Here is a 14,722-nt window from a genome sequence, read left to right on the forward strand (position 1 = left end):
AGCCGCATGGCGCTGAATCCTGGCAGCACGCCCCCGCCTGATCCGTACGACACCGCCGTCACCGCCGGTCCGTGACCCTCCTGGCCCGGGGGTGGTACGGGGCCGCCGGACGAACTCCGCTGTCAGTAGCGGCGGGTGATCAGCGCCCGCTTCACTTCCTGGATCGCCTTGGTGACCTCGATACCGCGCGGACAGGCGTCCGTGCAGTTGAACGTCGTACGGCAGCGCCAGACGCCGTCCTTGTCGTTGAGGATCTCCAGCCGCTGCTCCCCGGCCTCGTCGCGCGAGTCGAAGATGAAACGGTGGGCGTTGACGATCGCGGCCGGGCCGAAGTACTGCCCGTCGTTCCAGAACACCGGGCACGACGTGGTGCACGCCGCGCACAGGATGCACTTGGTGGTGTCGTCGAAACGCTCCCGGTCCTCGGCGGACTGGCGGCGCTCACGGGTGGGCTCGTTCCCCTTGGTGATCAGGAACGGCATGACGTCCCGGTACGCCTGGAAGAACGGCTCCATGTCGACGACCAGGTCCTTGAGGACCGTGAGGCCCTTGATGGCCTCGACCGTGATCGGCTTCTCGGGGTTGATGTCCTTGATCAGCGTCTTGCAGGCGAGCCGGTTCTTGCCGTTGATCCGCATCGCGTCGGAGCCGCAGATGCCGTGGGCGCAGGACCGCCGGAAGGTCAGTGTGCCGTCGAGGTCCCACTTGATCTTGTGGAGGCCGTCGAGGACCCGCTCCTTGGGGTCGATCTCCAGCTCGAAGTCCTCCCAGACCGCGTGCTCGGAGATCTCCGGGTTGAACCGGCGGATCCGGAACGTGACGGTGATCAGGTCCGACGCCGCCGCCTCGGCCTCCACCTTGTCCATGGTCGGGGTAGCCATCAGTACTTACGCTCCATCGGCTGGTAGCGGGTCTGGACGACCGGCTTGTAGTCGAGCCGGACGGTCTCGGAGCCGTCCTCGCCGACCTCGCGGTACGCCATGGTGTGACGCATGAAGTTGACGTCGTCGCGGTTGGGGTAGTCCTCGCGGTAGTGACCGCCGCGGGACTCCTTGCGCGCCAGCGCGGACACCGCCATCACCTCGGCCAGCTCCAGCAGGTTGCCCAGCTCGACGGCCTCCAGCAGATCCGTGTTGAAGCGCTTGCCCTTGTCCTGGACGGACACGTTCCGGTAGCGCTCGCGCAGCTCGCCGATCTTCTCGACGGCCGTCTTGATGGTCTGCTCGGTGCGAAACACCATGACATTGGCGTCCATGGTCTCCTGGAGCTCCTTGCGGATGTCCGCCACCCGCTCGTTGCCCGTGGAGTCCCGCAGGTTCTCGATCAGCTCCTGGACGAAGCTGCCCGGGTTCTCCGGCAGCTCGACGAAGTCGGCCTTCGCCGAGTACTCGGCGGCGGCGATACCGGAGCGGCGTCCGAAGACGTTGATGTCGAGCAGCGAGTTGGTGCCGAGGCGGTTGGCGCCGTGCACCGAGACGCAGGCGACCTCGCCGGCGGCGTACAGGCCGGGCACGACGGTGGTGTTGTCGGCCAGCACCTCGCCCTCGACGTTGGTCGGGATGCCGCCCATCGCGTAGTGCGCGGTGGGCTGGATCGGAATCGGGTCCGTGTAGGGCTCGATACCGAGGTAGGTCCGCGCGAACTCGGTGATGTCCGGCAGCTTGGCGTCGAGCTGCTCCGGCGGCAGGTGGGTGAGGTCCAGATAGACGTGGTCGCCCTCGGGGCCGCAGCCCCGGCCCTCGCGGATCTCCGTGTAGATGGAGCGGGAGACGACGTCGCGGGAGGCCAGGTCCTTCATGACGGGCGCGTACTTCTCCATGAAGCGCTCACCGTCCTTGTTGCGCAGGATGCCGCCCTCGCCGCGGGCGCCCTCGGTGAGCAGGATGCCCATGCGCCAGATGCCCGTCGGGTGGAACTGGAAGAACTCCATGTCCTCCAGCGGCAGCCCGCGCCGGTAGCAGGCGGCCTGGCCGTCGCCGGTGAGGGTGTGCGCGTTGGAGGTCACCTTGAAGAACTTGCCGGTGCCGCCGGAGGCGTAGATCACGGCCTTCGCCTGGAAGATGTGGATCTCGCCGGTCGCCAGCTCGTAGGCCACCACACCGGCGGAGTGCTTGACCCCGTCGACCTCGGTGATGAGCTGGTCGAGCACGTAGAACTCGTTGAAGAACTCCACGCCCTCCTTGACGCAGTTCTGGTACAGCGTCTGGAGGATCATGTGGCCGGTGCGGTCCGCGGCGTAGCAGGACCGGCGGACCGGGGCCTCGCCGTGGTTGCGGGAGTGGCCGCCGAAGCGGCGCTGGTCGATGGTGCCGTCCGGGGTCCGGTTGAACGGCAGGCCCATCTTCTCCAGGTCGAGGACGGCGTCGATGGCCTCCTTCGCCAGGATCTCGGCGGCGTCCTGGTCGACCAGGTAGTCACCGCCCTTGACCGTGTCGAAGGTGTGCCACTCCCAGTTGTCCTCCTCCACGTTCGCCAGCGCGGCGGCCATACCGCCCTGCGCGGCGCCCGTGTGGGAGCGGGTGGGGTAGAGCTTGGTCAGTACCGCCGTACGGCTGCGCTTGGTGGCCTCGATGGCCGCGCGCATGCCCGCACCACCGGCGCCGACGATGACGGTGTCGTACTTGTGGATCTTCATGAGGTGTCGTCAGCCCCGGCTCTAGCGGATGTTCGGGTCGAAGGTGAAGATCACCAGCGTGCCCAGCAGGATGGTGAACACCGTGGCGGCGTACAGCAGGCCCTTGAGCCACAGTCGCGTGTTCGGGCGCTCGGCGTAGTCGTTGATGACGGTACGCAGGCCGTTGGCGCCGTGCAGCATCGCGAGCCAGAGCATCAGCAGGTCCCAGACCTGCCAGAACGGGGACGCCCAGCGGCCCGCGACAAACGCGAAGCCGATCTTGGAGACACCGCCGTCGAGCACCAGCTGGATGATCAGGTGGCCGATGACCAGGACCACCAGCAGTACGCCGGACAGCCGCATGAAGAGCCAGGCGGCCATCTCGAAGTTGCCGCGGGTGGAGCGCGGGGTCCGGCCGGTCCGCTTGCGCGGGGGCTCGATCACCGGTGCCGGGTTGTCGACGTCGTACTGGGGGCCGGTCTCGACGGGGCCGATGGCGGCGGAAGAGGTGTCAGCGGACATAGCGGCGTCAGCCTCCGAAGACTTCGCGTGCGGCGTGGCCGAGGACGGGGTAGAGGGCGCCCACCATCAGGACGATCCAGATGCCCATCACGGTCCAGAGCATCTGCTTCTGGTACCGCGGCCCCTTCGACCAGAAGTCCACGGCGATGACCCGGAGGCCGTTCAGCGCATGGAACAGGACGGCGGCCACCAGGCCGTATTCGAGCAGGGCGACGATCGGCGTCTTGTAGACGGCCACGACCTTGTCGTAGTCCTCTGGCGAGACGCGGACAAGAGCGGTGTCCAGCACATGGACGAACAGGAAGAAGAAGATGAGGACGCCGGTGACTCGGTGAGCCACCCAGGACCACATTCCTTCCCGGCCGCGGTACAGCGTTCCAGCCGGCACGGAAGAACCCTCCGGGAGCGGGGACTGGGGCCTGCCGGCTTGGGTTGTCGGTCTGGCCCGGCCGGGTACGGTCCACCGGCCCCGGCCATCGTAGCGACGCTTTGTCGGTTCGTTCGCGCGGGGTCCTCCGGTGTGATCAAACCGGCAGTCAAAGAGCCACGGACGGACTACCCGGTCCGGGGCCCGGACGCCCGCCTCGGCCGGGTGCCTAGGCCGGGTCCGCCGGGGCGTGGACCCCGGCCGCGGCGAGCAGCCGCAGCCGGGCCCGGGCGAGCCTGCGGAGCTGTTCGGCCGCGATCTCCCGCTCCTGTTCCGGCTCATGGGCCAGCCGCAGCCGGATGCCCGCGAGGATCTGGTCCACCTGCTCGCCGGCGCCGTAGCCGTCGAGGCTGATCACGAACGTGTGTCCGAACCGGTTCTCGTACGCGTCATGGGCGGCGGCCAGGGCCATCAGGACGTGCGGGCCCTGCGGCGCGTCCGGGTGCGGGCCGGTGGGGTACTCGTCGGCCAGCGCCTCGGCCAGATCGCCGGGGCCGAGGTCGTAACCCGCCTCGTCGGCGGCGGCCAGCAGGGCCGCGGTATCGGGGTACGGGCGGTGGGCGGCCACCCGCTCGGCCCAGCGGGCGCTGCCGCAGCAGGCGAGCAGCGCGGCGACGGCCTCCTCGTGCGGTGCCTGGTTGAGCCGGGTCACGCCCGGCGCGGTCCGGCGCCCGGCGGGGGCGCTCTCCGGTGGCCGTACCGCCCCGGCCGGCCGAATCTGGTGCGAAGCGCCGCCCGTGCCCCCGGGCGCCCCGGTGACCGGCGACCCGCCCACGGTCCGCGGACTGCCGGTGGCCTGTGCGGGTAAGACGGCCCGGGGCCCCCGCAGGGCGTCCGGCAGACCGGTCCCGGTTTCGGCATCGCTGAACAGCGTGGGCTCCTCGGGGCGGAGGACGGCAGGGGATGCCGTGAGCGTGATCGAGTGCTGGTGAGGGAGGGGCGAATGGGACACAACGCTATCCAGGTGTACGAGCAGACGTCCGACGGATGCGCGATTTTCACCCGGACGGGAGGGTTTCAGACCATGTGATGGACGGAACATGGGCAGAACTTGACGCTCCTGATCGAACGACGGCGGGGGATGAGCACCCGGTGGGAGCCGGTTCCCGCGGGCGCCGGTCCGACCGCCCCCGGGTGAGCGGCCGGGACGCGGCACACGTATCTGCCGCAGGGGCCGTAGGAGATCCGGACGGCCGCGGGCCGCGCGGGGGCGCGGAGACGGCCGCGGACCGCGTACGGGATACGGACGGCTGATGACGGACGGCGGGACCCGGGACCGGGTTACCGGCCGGGACTGCGGGACTGCGGTGCTCAAGTACTGCGGCACTGCGGGATCTGCGGGACTGCGGGATCTGCGGGACTGCGGGACTGCGGTGCTCAAGTACTGCGGCACTGCGGGATCTGCGGGATCTGCGGGACTGCGGGACTGCGGGACTGCGGTGGTGCGAGACGGTGAGAAGGGAGACGGACGGGTGATACCTGACGCGGAGACGGCCCGGCGGCCGGTGCGGCGGCTCCGGGGCGCGGCCCCCGGGGCCGTACTCCTCGCCCTTGTCCTCGGCGGCTGCACCGGCGGTGGCGGGACGGGCTCCGGTACCGGGGCCGTGCGCTCGCCGGACGCCGTATCGCCGTCCCCGTCCCCGTCGCCGACCCGGCCGGGCCCGCCCACCAGCGACCCGGACTCCCGGCTGCCGCTCTCCGCCCCGCCCGCGACCGTGCCCGCCGTCGCCCGCCACCAGCCGGCCCGCGGCCCCGGCTGGAAACCCGGCCCCGGATCCCGTGTGGTCATCGCCCCCGGTGCCGGTCCGCTCCGCGACGAGGCCGGACTGCTCGCCCGTGAGCTGGGCATCCCCTACGCGGGCAGCGCCCCCGTGCGGACCGGTGACATCGAACTGGCGCTGGACGCGCGGGCCGCGGGCGGACCGGAGTCGTACACCGTCCGCACCGGCGGCGGCCGGACCCTGGTCACCGGCCGCGACGAGGCCGGGGCCTTCTACGGCACCCGGACCGTGAAACAGGCGCTGCGCTCCGGCGGCACGGTCCCGGAGGGCACGATCACCGACGCCCCGGACCGGCCGCAGCGCGGGCTGATGGTCGATATCGCGCGGAAGCCGTTCACCGCCCGCTGGCTGGAGGACCGGCTGCGGGAGATGGCCGATCTCAAGCTCAACCAGCTGGGGCTGCACTTCTCCGACGACCAGGGCTTCCGGATCGAGTCCACCACCCATCCCGAGGTGGTCTCGGCGGAGCGGCTGACCAAAGCCGAGGTCCGCCGGATCCTGGCGCTCGCCGCCTCCCTCCACATCACCGTGATCCCGGAGATCGACTCCCCGGGCCATCTCGGCGCGGTGCTGAAGGCGCACCCCGGGCTCCGGCTGAAGGACGCCGCCGGACGGCCGGTGCGCGGCGCCGTCGACATCGGGAACCCGGCGGCCGGAAAGCTCGTCGACGAACTGCTCCGGGAGTACGCCGGGCTCTTCGGCGGCCGCTACTGGCATCTCGGCGGCGACGAGTACGCGGCGCTGGCCAGGAAGGATCCGGAGGCGTCGTTCCCGGGGCTGGCGGCGCTGGCCCGGGAGCGGTACGGGCCCGGCGGCCGGGTCCAGGACCTGGCCACCCGGTGGGTGAACGACCGGGCGGCGGTGGTGCGCGGCCTCGGCCGGGTGCCCAAGGCGTGGAACGACGGGTTCTTCCGCGGGGGCAGGGTGTCCGTGGACCGGGACGTCGAGGTCGAGTACTGGACCGGCAAGGAGATCGGGGCCCGCCCGCCCGAGGAGTATCTGGCGGAGGGGCGTCCGGTGGTGAACCTCAACGACGAGTACCTCTACTACGTCCTCGGCGAGCCCAACGACTTCACCTACCCCACCGGGCGGCGGATCTACGAGGAGTGGACCCCGCTGGTGCTCCGCGGCACCCGGCCGGTGCCCGGGCGGTACGACGGCCGGATACTCGGCGCCCGGTTCGCCGTCTGGTGCGATCTGGCGGGGGCGCAGACCCCGGAGCAGGTGGCCCGGGGGATCGCCCTGCCGCTGGCGGCGACCGCGCAGAAGGTCTGGGACGAACGGAAACCGGCACGCGACTGGGCGGACTTCGCGGCACTGGCGCGGAAGGTGGGGCAGGTGGCCGGGGGCTGAGCCGGTGCGCGGAGCGGCGGCTGTACCAGGCGGCGGCCCCGTCCCGGCGGGTCGGCCCCGGCCCGGCTTATCACCGCGCGGCGGTGATTTCCCTTGGACGCGGGGCTGTCCGGAGGCGTAGCGTCCGCACACGCCCGTGGCCGGAGGACAGCGTGTCGTCCGGGGGAGACGGCCGTTTGCCGTGCCGATCGGGCCGTTCCCTTCGCCGGACCGCGGCCGCACCGCGCCAGGCGCCGTCCGCGCCGCCGCTTCCGGGTGTCCGTCGTTCCACCACTGCTGCTCTCCGGGGGGCCGGATCCATGACTCTCTGTTCCATCTGCCGACGGGATACCGCCGCGGGCGCGCAGGGCCTCTGCGCGCGGTGCGCGGCCGGGGCCACGATCGCCGGGCAGCAGCCCGCGGCCGGGACCGTGCCCGGTATCCCGGCCGCCCCGGCGCCCGCCGCCGGTGCGCAGGCCGCCGGGCACCCGGCCGTACCGCCGCCGCCCGCCGCTCCCGCTCCCGGTCCGGTCCCGGCCCCGGCGGCCTATCCGGCCCCGGCGCCGTACGGCGCGGCCCCGCAGTACGGCGCCGTTCCGCAGTACGGCACGTTCACCCCGCCGCCCCGGCCGGTGAAGGCGCCCGTCGGGCTCTCCTATGCGGTGATCGCGCTGCTCGGTCTCTGCATCGTCGTCGACCTCTTCGCGATCGGTGTCTCGGTGCATGTCCGCGGGGTGGCGGAGTCCCTCGACAACTCGCCCTTCTCCATCACCCAGGCCGAGGCCGACGACGCCGACCGGATGATGGCCGTGGCGATCGCCTTCAAAGGGGTGGCGCTCCTGGTAACCGGCGTCCTCTTCGTCATCTGGTTCGCCGCGGCGCGTGCCAACGCGGCCGTTTTCGCGCCGGACGTCACCCGCTGGGGCCAGGGCTGGGCGATCGGCGGCTGGTTCATTCCCCTTGCCGGACTGGTCATTCCGCGGCTGGTCGCGGGCACCATCTGGGAGGGCAGCCGACGGGAGCGGTACGCGCACAGCGGCACCGCGCCCCTGACCGTCTGGTGGACCCTCTATGTGATCGGAATGCTGGCCGGGCAGGTCGGTCTCCAGAACTACTCGAGGTCGGAGACCCCCTTCGAGGCGCTCTTCGGCGCGACCTGGCTGATCATCGCGGACACGATCGACATCGCCGCCGCCGTCGCCGCGATCGTCGTCGTACGGAAGATCACGCGCATGCAGCAGGAGAAGGCGGCGGCGGCCTGGCAGCCCGCGCCCGTACCGCCGGTGCACCACACGTACTGACTCCGGTATCCGGCCCGCCCCGGGCGGCCCGACAGTGCGGGCCCGCCCGGGGGAGTGCGGGCCCACACCGCGTCCCAGGGGGCTCGAACGGGGCGTCACAAGGCGTCCGCAAGCCACTCTCCTGGTGGCCCGAATGTAACAGAGCCCTGGCGTAAGTGTGTACGATCCGGGCCGAGTTGAAGGAGAAACAGGGGTGGCCGCCACCGCCCCGCTCCGGGCCGGCAGAGGCCATGGCCCGCCCGGGCCATGGCTTTTTCCCTGCCGGAGGGAGTAGTTTGCGCCACCGGGCCGTGTCCGCGAAGCGCCGTCCGGCCCCCCTCAGGGCGGACGGCACCGCCGTGCGGAAGCGGCCCGGTGCGCAGGTGGAGCGAGCCCGCGCCGCTGTGCGGAAGCGGCCGGATTCGCAGGTGGAGCGAGCGGCCGCGGCCGCGATGGGAGGCGTCCGGTGACGTCCGATGGCCTGAGTGAGCTGAGAGAACTGATGGCACGCGCCGACGAGCGTGCCCTGGCCGCAAGCGGGGTGGCCTGTTTGGAACGCTGCCTTCCGCTGCTGGGGGAAGGCGGGGCGGGGCCCGAGGCGCTGCGCCCGCTGTGGGCGGGGCTCGCCAACGGCCCGGCGCACTGGGCCGAACGGCTCGCGGAGGCCAGGGAGGCGCTCAAGGGCCCGCCGGAGCGCGACACCGGGGCCGTCGCCGACCCGTCGGAGGCGGCGGACGGAACCGGCCCGGCCGCGGCCGACACCGTACGGGCCATGCTCGACAACGCGCCCGCCGACTGGGCCGAGGCCCCGCTGCGGACCTGGGCGGGGGAGTGCTCGGCCACCGCACTCGACCTGAACCGCAGGCTCGCGGCCGGGGCGTCCGGTGAGGCCCCGGCCAACGATCCGCTCTCCGCGGGGGAGCTGCGGCGGCAGATCAGGATGCTGCACCTGCTGGCCGACGGCGAGGGGCCGAACGGACTCCGCCAGGCGCTGAACGCGGCCACCGAAGGCCGCCGGGTGCTGGCCGCCGCCCTCTCGCGGCGGGCCCGCAGCAGCAGCCGTACCTGAGAACCCGGACCGGCGTGGCCGCCGGAACGGGACGAGCCGGGGAACGGGGCCGGTGGCGGAGCGGGTGCCGCCGCGGAGGGGTTCGCCGGGCCTGCGGAGGAGCGCGGGCCGGGGACCGGATCAGCCGGGGAGCGCGGGGACGTGGAGTGCGTCACGTCCCGGACGCGGCAGGTGTGAGGGCGGCGCCGGGCGGTGAGAAGACCCGCCGGGACGGTCCGGTGGATGGACGACCGGGGCCGCCACCCCCCACAGGAGAGGCCCCGGTCGCCGTCCGCAGGGTCCGCGGTACGGCCCCGTAACCCACTCTGCGCCGGGCGGCCGGTTTCTGTCACAGGCCCTTCCGTACAGACTCGTCCCGAATATTGTTGCAAGTTGTACAAACCATGGACGGGGTGCCTTGCCACGACGTAGCGTGCTGGTCTCGTAGGAGTGCTCAGGGCAGAGCGGTACAGCACTGACCAGCTAATCCGAACAGGTACAGGTAGAGGTTGTGCTGGGGGACGACGCGGAGCTGACCACCGCGGTGCTCGCGGCACAGAACGGGGACGAGTGCGCGTTCCGTTCTGTGTACCGCGCGGTGCACCCGCGGCTGCTCGGCTATGTACGGACGCTCGTCGGCGAGCCGGATGCCGAGGACGTGACGTCCGAGGCCTGGCTGCAGATAGCCCGTGACCTCGGCCGGTTCAGCGGTGACGCGGACCGGTTCCGCGGCTGGGCCGCGCGGATCGCCCGGAACCGGGCGCTCGACCACATCCGGATGCGGGGCCGCCGTCCCGCCGTCGGCGGCGACGAGTCCGAACTCACCGGACGGGCCGCCGAATCCGACACCGCCGACGAGGCCATGGAGGCGCTCTCCACCGGGAGCACGATGGCGCTGATCGCCCGGCTGCCGCAGGACCAGGCGGAGGCGGTGGTGCTGCGGGTGGTCGTCGGGCTCGACGCCAAGAGCGCCGCCCAGACCCTCGGCAAACGCCCCGGAGCCGTCCGCACCGCCGCCCACCGCGGGCTGAAGCGGCTGGCCGAGCTGCTCGGCGGCGACGATTCGGAGGGCGTCAGTCCGGAGCCCTCGGGGCCACCGTCCGTTCCGCTCCGCCGGGCCGGGGAGTATTCCCGCGGTGCCGCGCGCGCTCCGTCGGACCCGGCCGGGTCCGACGGGCTGAGCGCCCCGGGCGGCCGGACCGCCGGGACCGCCGGAAATCTCGACGGTGTACCGCCGCAGCGCGGCCGGGACCAGGGGGCGGCGGCGTCCGCCGGTGTGACGCAATCCTGGTGGCGGACGCAGAAGGACATGTGATGGCCGACGACCGGAACGAGTGGCTCGACCAGGTGACGGCGGAGCGTCTGATGCGCGGCGAACCGGTCTCCGGCCTCGGCGAGCTGGGCGGACCCGCCCGCGCCGAGGCCGCCCGGCTGGCCGGGGCGCTGCGTGCGGTCGCCGCTCCCGAGGCCGGGGCCGACCGGGGCGAACTGCCCGGTGAGGCCGCCGCGGTGGCCGCCTTCCGGGCGGCCGCGGCCTCGGCGGCGGCGGGTCCGCGGTCCGCGGACGGAGCCACCAGCCTGGGCATCGTCAAACTGGCGCCCGGCGCCGTTCCGGACACCGGAGCGCCGCGCGGTGCGCGCGGCGCCGGACACCGGCGGAAACTGAGCGCCCCGTTCCGCCTCGGGGTCGTGGCCGTCGTGGCCGGATTCGCCTTCGGCGGGGTCGCCGTCGCCTCCGGTGCCGACTTTCTGCCCTCCCCCTTCGACGGAGCCGGCCCCACCGCGACGGGGACGTCCGTCTCCGCGGGTCCGGGCGAACGGCCCGATGCCGGTCCGCGGGCGCCCGGTCCCGCCACCGAGGGTCTGTCGCCGGGGGACGGCGGGCCGCCGAGTTCGTCACCCGCACGACCGGTCGGCAGCACACCGAAGCCCGAGCTCCAGGGCGAGCCCTATCACCGGGTGGCCCGGGCCTGCCGGGAGCACCGCGCGGGGACGACCCGGCCCGAGGGCCGTGCGCTGCTCCAGCGGCTGGCCGGGAAGCCGGAGCTGGTGGGCCCGTACTGCGACGGAGTGCTGGGCACCGCCCTGCCGGGGGCGGGCGCCGGGGACAACCGCGGCAGCCAGGGCCGGGTCGACGCGCGCAACGGCGCGGGCAAGGTCAAGGGCAACGGCAAGGTGAAGAACAACAAGAACAACAACAAGAACAAGGTCAAGAACAAGGGCGGCCAGGGCCAGGGGAACGCCAACGGGAACGCCAACGGCAACGCGACCGGAAACCCGGCCGGGAACGCCACCGGGAACGGCGGAGCCGGCAGTGGCCAGGGGACCCCGGGCGGCGGCACCGGCGCCCAGGACGCCCTGCCGCCCGGTCACGGCCACGGCGGCCCCCACAACCACGACCGCAAGGCCGAGAAGACACAGAAGTCCGGCGAACGCCGGGGAGTGGCCCCGGGCCGCCGGGGCGCGACGAGCGGTTCGGGCACGGGTACCGGCCCGGGGGAGTCCGTCGCCGGATCCGGTGGCAGCGCCTTCGGCGGCGCGGCCGGTACCGTCGTGTTCCCGCCGGTGCTGCTCGTCTGAGCCCGTTCTCCGGCCACCCCGGAGCTGCGATTTTCCGATGATGTTCGCGGTGGTGTGACGTTTCCGGGCGGGGCGGCGCTGTAGAGAGTGAGCCGACTGGTCATCGGCGAGCGCCAGTAGCCGGGGTTCCCCCCGTACCTACGGCTTGGCGCACCGGCGCGGGCGGGGCACGTTCCCCCGGTCCCGCCCGCGCCCCTTCTTCTCCCGCTCCGCCGTGCGGCGTTGCCCGGTGCTCACCGGTGCACCACGACCCGGTCCCCGATGCGCACTCCGTCGAAGAGTGCGGCGACGGCGGCCCGGTCCCGGACGTTGACACAGCCGTGCGAGGTACCGCGGTAGCCGCGGGCGGCGAAGTCGGCGGAGTAGTGGACCGCCTGGCCGCCGCTGAAGAAGAGGGCGTACGGCATCGGGGTGTCGTAGAGCGTCGAGACATGGTCGCGCGACTTCAGGAACACGCTGAACACCCCTTCCCGGGTCGGGGTGTACTGCGAACCGAAGCGGACGTCCATGGTGGCGCGGACCGTGCCGTTGACGACCCATGACAGGGTCCGGGTCTTCTTGCTGATGCAGAGCACCCGGCCGTCCAGGCAGCGCGGGTCGAGCGACGGCCCGCGGGCCGCGGTGGTCCTGCCCGCCAGTTCGTCCCGGGTCGGGCGCGCGGTCATCCCCAGCAGCCGGTCCCAGGTGGCCCCGGTGACCGAACCGCTGGGCAGAAGACCCCGTTTGCCCTGGAAGCCCCGGACGGCGGTGGCCGTCACCTTCCCGTAGAAGCCGGTGGGCGCGCCGCCGTACCAGCCGATCTGCGCCAGCCGGGCCTGGAGCTCGCGTACCCGCTCGCCCTGGTCGCCCCGCCGCATCAGCACCGGGCCGCCGGTCTCCCGGGCCGCCGCCGACTGCCGCTGCCCGGTGGCGGCCGGGGCCGGGCGCTCGGCGGGGGCGGCGCTCCGGGCGGGCGTCCCGTCCCCGGAACGGCCGTCGTCCGGCGGCGACGACGGCGACTGCGACGGGGGCGACGGCGGCGAGGGTACGGAGGTGGCGGAGCCCGGCGCCGGTACGGCCCCCGGCTCCCCGGCCGGCCCGTCCGCCGCCCGGGCGGAACAGCCCGCGGCGAGCGCGAGCACGGCTGCCGCGGCCGCCGTCCTGCGTACCAGTACCAGAGTCCTGCCGGTCATTGCGTCCCCCCACGGTCGCCGTACCCCTGCCGGGCCCGCACCGGCCCACTGCCGAGGATGCTCCTCCCGGCCTGCCGGGCGGTGCGTTCCCGAGCATCATGAGGAAGACGAGACGAAAGCGACACCCCGCGACCGGCGAGGGGCCGACGGCGGAGCGGTTCCGTCCGAATCCCTTCGGGATCCGTCCGGACCGGGGCGGCGGTGCCGGTGGCGGCCGGGCCCGCGGACCGGAGGCGAGACGGACGATGGCAACTGCGCGCGAGTCGGAGTCCGGGCTGCCGGTGGAGGCGGTGTACGGCCCCGAGGCCCTCGCGGACTGGGACCCCGCGGCCAGACTGGGCGCACCCGGCGCCTACCCGTTCACCCGGGGGGTCTATCCGACCATGTACACCGGCCGCCCCTGGACCATGCGGCAGTACGCGGGCTTCGGCACCGCCGCCGAGTCCAATGCCCGCTACCGGCAGCTGATCGCCGACGGCACCACGGGGCTGTCCGTCGCCTTCGACCTGCCCACTCAGATGGGCCACGACTCCGACGCGCCCCTCGCGCACGGCGAGGTCGGCCGGGTCGGGGTCGCGATCGACTCCCTCGACGATATGCGGGAGCTGTTCGCGGGCATCCCGCTGGACCGGGTCTCCACCTCCATGACCATCAACGCCCCGGCCGCGGCACTGCTCCTCCTCTACGAGCTGGTCGCCGAGGAGCAGGGCGTGCCGGGCACCCGGCTCGACGGCACCATCCAGAACGACGTGCTCAAGGAGTACATCGCCCGGGGGACGTACATCTTCCCGCCCGGACCGTCGCTGCGGCTGACCGCCGACACCCTCCGCTACTGCCGCGACCGGCTGCCCCGGTGGAACCCGATCTCGGTCTCCGGCTACCACATGGCGGAGGCCGGGGCGTCGCCCGTGCAGGAGGTGGCGTTCACCCTCGCCAACGCCGTGGCCTACCTCCGTACCGCGCTGGCCGCCGGGCTCACCGCGGACGACATCGGCCCCCGGCTGTCGTTCTTCTTCGTCGCCCGCACCACACTCCTGGAGGAGGTCGCCAAGTTCCGGGCGGCCCGCCGGATCTGGGCCGGGATCATGCGGGACGGGTTCGGCGCCCGGCAGCCGAAGTCCTGGACGCTGCGGTTCCACACCCAGACCGCGGGGGTCCAGCTCACCGCGCAGCAGCCGGAGGTCAATCTGGTGCGGGTCGCCGTCCAGGCGCTCGCCGCCGTCCTCGGCGGCACCCAGTCGCTTCACACCAACGCCTTCGACGAGGCCATCGCCCTGCCCACGGAGCACGCGGCGCGGCTCGCTCTCCGGACCCAGCAGGTGCTGGCGTACGAGACCGATGTGACCGCGACCGTCGACCCGTTCGCCGGTTCGTACGCCGTGGAGAGCATGACCGACGCGGTGGAGGAGGCCGTGCTGGCGCTGCTGGCCCGGATCGACGAACTGGGCGGGGCGGTCGCCGCCCTCGGCCGGGGCTTCCAGACCGGGGAGATCGAACGGAACGCCTACCGCATCGCCCGCGAGACCGACAGCGGGGAACGGGTCGTCGTCGGCGTCAACTGCTTCCGGTCCGCCGCGGACGCCGCCCCGGGCTCCGGCTCCGGCGGCGGGGAGCGGGCGTACCAGGCCCTGCGCGTCGACCCGGCGATCGAGGCCCGCCAGCAGGCCCGGCTGGCCGCGCTCCGGGCCGCCCGGGACCCGGCGGCGGTGACGGCGGCCCTGACGGCCCTGCGCACGGCGGCCGGGGGCACCGCGAACGTGCTGCACCCCATGAAGGAGGCGCTGCGGGCCCGGGCGACGGTCGGGGAGGTCTGCGGGGTGCTGCGGGAGGTGTGGGGGGTCCACCGGCCCGCGGCCGGATCCTGACGGCGGGCCGGACGCCGTACGCCCCCGGCGTGGTCGGCCGACCACCCGGAACCGGCCCGGGGGAGCCAGCCCGTACCGCCCCGCCGGTGTCCGCGGACGGT

At 73.3% G+C, this 14,722-nt stretch carries 12 protein-coding genes; 6 read left to right on the forward strand and 6 right to left on the reverse strand.

What is annotated here, in order from left to right:
- Nucleotides 1-122 precede the first annotated feature (122 nt).
- The 5 genes from ACWDR0_RS04745 to ACWDR0_RS04765 all read right to left on the reverse strand — a co-directional run bounded on the left by ACWDR0_RS04745 (nt 123) and on the right by ACWDR0_RS04765 (nt 4,215).
- Nucleotides 123-881: a succinate dehydrogenase iron-sulfur subunit gene (locus tag ACWDR0_RS04745; protein ID WP_456350175.1), complete on the reverse strand. Its 759-nt coding sequence runs from the start codon at nt 879-881 to the stop codon at nt 123-125.
- A complete protein-coding gene (gene sdhA, locus ACWDR0_RS04750; protein WP_456350176.1) occupies nt 881-2,635 on the reverse strand; it encodes a succinate dehydrogenase flavoprotein subunit in 1,755 nt (584 codons plus the stop codon). The genes ACWDR0_RS04745 and sdhA overlap by 1 nt, the downstream gene beginning before the upstream one ends.
- 21 nt (nt 2,636-2,656) lie before the next feature.
- Nucleotides 2,657-3,136, reverse strand: a complete 480-nt coding sequence (locus tag ACWDR0_RS04755) for a succinate dehydrogenase hydrophobic membrane anchor subunit (protein WP_456350177.1) — start codon at nt 3,134-3,136, stop codon at nt 2,657-2,659.
- A gap of 7 nt (nt 3,137-3,143) precedes the next feature.
- Nucleotides 3,144-3,524, reverse strand: coding sequence for a succinate dehydrogenase, cytochrome b556 subunit (gene sdhC / locus ACWDR0_RS04760; RefSeq protein WP_146481964.1), 381 nt, complete (start codon nt 3,522-3,524; stop codon nt 3,144-3,146).
- A gap of 208 nt (nt 3,525-3,732) precedes the next feature.
- Nucleotides 3,733-4,215 (reverse strand): 2-oxo-4-hydroxy-4-carboxy-5-ureidoimidazoline decarboxylase, encoded by a 483-nt coding sequence (locus tag ACWDR0_RS04765; RefSeq protein ID WP_456350178.1) that lies wholly within the window; start codon nt 4,213-4,215, stop codon nt 3,733-3,735.
- Between the two features lie 820 nt (nt 4,216-5,035).
- On the opposite strand from ACWDR0_RS04765, the gene ACWDR0_RS04770 reads away from it, so the two are divergent.
- From ACWDR0_RS04770 to ACWDR0_RS04790, 5 genes are all read left to right on the forward strand, one after another.
- Nucleotides 5,036-6,697 (forward strand): beta-N-acetylhexosaminidase, encoded by a 1,662-nt coding sequence (locus ACWDR0_RS04770; protein ID WP_456350179.1) that lies wholly within the window; start codon nt 5,036-5,038, stop codon nt 6,695-6,697.
- A gap of 299 nt (nt 6,698-6,996) precedes the next feature.
- The gene (locus ACWDR0_RS04775; RefSeq protein WP_456350180.1) at nt 6,997-7,977 is read left to right on the forward strand and encodes a DUF4328 domain-containing protein; all 981 of its coding nucleotides are present in this window, start codon (nt 6,997-6,999) and stop codon (nt 7,975-7,977) included.
- Between the two features lie 445 nt (nt 7,978-8,422).
- The gene (locus ACWDR0_RS04780; protein ID WP_456350181.1) at nt 8,423-9,025 is read left to right on the forward strand and encodes a hypothetical protein; all 603 of its coding nucleotides are present in this window, start codon (nt 8,423-8,425) and stop codon (nt 9,023-9,025) included.
- Nucleotides 9,026-9,515: 490 nt separating this feature from the next.
- Nucleotides 9,516-10,319 carry an RNA polymerase sigma factor gene (locus ACWDR0_RS04785; RefSeq protein ID WP_456350182.1) on the forward strand — a complete coding sequence of 268 codons (804 nt, stop codon included), beginning with the start codon at nt 9,516-9,518 and terminating at the stop codon, nt 10,317-10,319.
- The gene (locus ACWDR0_RS04790) at nt 10,319-11,584 is read left to right on the forward strand and encodes a hypothetical protein (protein WP_456350183.1); all 1,266 of its coding nucleotides are present in this window, start codon (nt 10,319-10,321) and stop codon (nt 11,582-11,584) included. Before ACWDR0_RS04785 ends, ACWDR0_RS04790 begins: the two co-directional genes overlap by 1 nt.
- A 233-nt stretch (nt 11,585-11,817) precedes the next feature.
- Here the strand turns inward: ACWDR0_RS04790 and ACWDR0_RS04795 are convergent, their stop codons facing one another.
- On the reverse strand, nt 11,818-12,756 hold the full coding sequence (locus tag ACWDR0_RS04795; protein WP_456350184.1) for a L,D-transpeptidase family protein: 939 nt from the start codon (nt 12,754-12,756) through the stop codon (nt 11,818-11,820).
- Between the two features lie 245 nt (nt 12,757-13,001).
- Between ACWDR0_RS04795 and ACWDR0_RS04800 the strand changes: the two genes are divergently transcribed.
- Entirely contained in the window at nt 13,002-14,621 is a 1,620-nt protein-coding gene (locus ACWDR0_RS04800; protein ID WP_456350185.1) for an acyl-CoA mutase large subunit family protein, read from the forward strand.
- Nucleotides 14,622-14,722 lie beyond the last annotated feature (101 nt).

It is taken from the genome of Streptomyces sp. NPDC003691, from assembly GCF_053981115.1.

Excerpts from the sequence above, each read along its gene's own strand:
- ACWDR0_RS04745 (WP_456350175.1), bottom strand. The coding sequence starts at position 881 with ATGGCTACCCCGACCATGGACAAGGTGGAGGCCGAGGCGGCGGCGTCG.
- sdhA (WP_456350176.1), bottom strand. The coding sequence starts at position 2,635 with ATGAAGATCCACAAGTACGACACCGTCATCGTCGGCGCCGGTGGTGCG.
- ACWDR0_RS04755 (WP_456350177.1), bottom strand. The coding sequence starts at position 3,136 with ATGTCCGCTGACACCTCTTCCGCCGCCATCGGCCCCGTCGAGACCGGC.
- ACWDR0_RS04775 (WP_456350180.1), top strand. The coding sequence starts at position 6,997 with ATGACTCTCTGTTCCATCTGCCGACGGGATACCGCCGCGGGCGCGCAG.
- ACWDR0_RS04790 (WP_456350183.1), top strand. The coding sequence starts at position 10,319 with ATGGCCGACGACCGGAACGAGTGGCTCGACCAGGTGACGGCGGAGCGT.
- ACWDR0_RS04795 (WP_456350184.1), bottom strand. The coding sequence starts at position 12,756 with ATGACCGGCAGGACTCTGGTACTGGTACGCAGGACGGCGGCCGCGGCA.
- ACWDR0_RS04800 (WP_456350185.1), top strand. The coding sequence starts at position 13,002 with ATGGCAACTGCGCGCGAGTCGGAGTCCGGGCTGCCGGTGGAGGCGGTG.